Raw genomic sequence first — 2,241 nt, forward strand, 5'->3', positions numbered from 1 at the left:
AGGCTGACTAGGCTCCGTGTCATGAGCGGACCGGTGTTGACGATCGAGCTTGCTGAAACCGTTCCGTGTGCCGTGGTTCAGCAGGTCCGTAAGCTCCTGCTGCGCTCATCAGCGCACTTCGAGGAGAAGCGCTTTGGCGAGTACGACCTGAGCGTTAATGCCGAGAGCCTAGGCATTACGGACACTGAGGGTGGTGGCGGGCATCGGCCCATCATGGTCTCCCTGATGGGCCCTGATGTCGGCGACGAGGCGATCTTCGACGCTGAACACGTCGATCAAGGCGACCAACAGCACCTTCTCGGCTTCACCCCGACGCACGCCGTTAACGTCATCGCGTTCTGCAGCAGCACTGTTGATCACTTCGTGACGGCGCTGCTGACCGCAGCCATCATGGACCTGACCGGCGGCGTCGCGAATGCCGAACTGGCAGCCGATCAAGTGGCCACTGTTGCAGGACTGCCCGGCGTCATGGCGGTGACGCCCGGTTCGCGGCCTGCCGCGTATGGCTCGGCTGAGTTCCTCCGAGCGTGGACTGAACAGCCCGGATTCCGGCTCTTGAAGTAACCCGGACTGTGTTCAGCCAGCTCAAGCCAGCAGGACTCGTTTGCGGAGGAGCTCAAATCCTGCGCGGCCGAACATCTGCCGTTTGAGCATCTTGATCCGGTTGACGTGGCCTTCGACGACACCCGAGTTCCACGACTGCGTAAGACCGGCGACGACCGCATCGAAGTCGCGTTCGAGGTGCTGGGCGAACCGGTTGAGGCTGGGCAGTTCGGCGGCGGCTCGGGCGGTTTCGATCCACTCCGACAGTCGCTCGCCCTGCAGCTCGGTGACCATGCAGGCGAAGGAGCGCACGTGCACAGCGAGTACGGTCAGTTCAGGGCAGTTGGCCAGGACCATCTTGAGCTGCATCCGGTCGCATTCGGGCAGAGCATCGGGGTGGGTCAGGATCCAGCGTGTGACGGCGCGGGCCGAGGGCGGGCGGGGGCCGACGGGTTGTGGCTTGTCGCGCAGATACTTGCTGACGTAGGCGCGGACGCCGGCGTAGCCACGGGGGTAGCCCTGCTCCTTGATCTCTTCCCATAGTTTCCAGGCGTTGGTGCAGCCTTCTTGCCAGCGCTGATCGAGGTAGGGCTTGTAGGCGTCCAGCCTGGTGGGACGGTCTTGCCACTGCCCGGTGAACATCTCCTCTGGGGTGGTGGCTCGGGAAAAACGCAGGATCGTGTTAAGCGTCATACCGAGCTGCCGAGCGACGGACCGCTTGCTGTGACCGGCGGCAAGGAGAGCGTGGATGCTGGCGTGCTTGGCCCGGGTGCGCTCGGCGAACCGGTGCCCTGTCGGCCAGGGCGATGACGCGGCCGGCTCTGGCTCATCCTGGGGTTCCTCCCGCTGTTCCCGCATGGGACGCAGGCAGCCGCGATGCCGGAACACGCACTTCTCGGCGGCCTCACCCAGGTTGTGCCAGAGGTGCCATCGGTCGGCGACCTGGAGGGCCTGTGGGGCGCCGCGGGTGGCGCCGTCGGCGAAGAAGGGGGCGCGGTCGCGACAGACGATCTCGATGCCGGGCCGCTCGGCGAGCCAGGCCGCGAGCGTGTCCGCCTCCCGGTCAGGGAGCAGGTCGATCGGACGACGTGTCTCGACGTCGACAAGCACCGTTCCGTAGATCTGTCCTTTGCGCTGGGCGTATTCGTCCACGCCGACCACGCGAGGCGTGGCAGTGAGCGGATCCGGGAGCGAGGCGATCAGTCTCAGCAGGGTGTTCCGGCTGACCGGTGTCCCGAAGACGTCCGTCATGCGGGCACCGGCCCTGCCTGCGAGCGCGAGGCCGACCGAGATGAGCGTGGATCGCAGCCGTTCCGTCCGCCGGCTGAACCGGCGGGTGAGCCCCGGTATCTGTTCGGCGAAGGTCTTGCGCGGACAGGAACTCTCCGTGCAGACGAACCGGCGCACCCTCAATGCCACCACGACGGACTTGCCCGCCGTGGGCAGATCATGAGGAAACCGCAGATAAGAGCCGTGTATGCGCTCCGACAGGCACCCGCAGCCCGGGCACGTCGCCTGCCGAGCAGTGCTCAGGGCTTCCACCCGGACGACCATGCCGGTCACTTCGACCGACACCACCAACACGTTCCTCAGCGAGGAGAACAGCAACTTTTCGAGCTGTGGCCGTACTTCGTTCACGGCGCAGCACTGTCGGCCACACCGCACCCGGGCCGGGCGATTTTCGGGCTATCTCAGCCA

The 2,241-nt window shown here is 65.7% G+C and carries 2 protein-coding genes; one reads left to right on the forward strand and one right to left on the reverse strand.

Annotated elements, in window-relative coordinates; all coding sequences use genetic code 11:
- Nucleotides 1-21 precede the first annotated feature (21 nt).
- Nucleotides 22-564, forward strand: a complete 543-nt coding sequence (locus tag IE278_RS41695; protein ID WP_189780244.1) for a DUF6368 family protein — start codon at nucleotides 22-24, stop codon at nucleotides 562-564.
- 21 nt (nucleotides 565-585) lie between these two features.
- On the opposite strand, the gene IE278_RS41700 is transcribed toward IE278_RS41695, so the two are convergent.
- Nucleotides 586-2,151 carry an ISL3 family transposase gene (locus IE278_RS41700; protein ID WP_246571855.1) on the reverse strand — a complete coding sequence of 522 codons (1,566 nt, stop codon included), beginning with the start codon at nucleotides 2,149-2,151 and terminating at the stop codon, nucleotides 586-588.
- Nucleotides 2,152-2,241: the final 90 nt, after the last annotated feature.

Source organism: Streptomyces tauricus, assembly GCF_014650955.1.
Lineage (GTDB): Bacteria > Actinomycetota > Actinomycetes > Streptomycetales > Streptomycetaceae > Streptomyces > Streptomyces tauricus.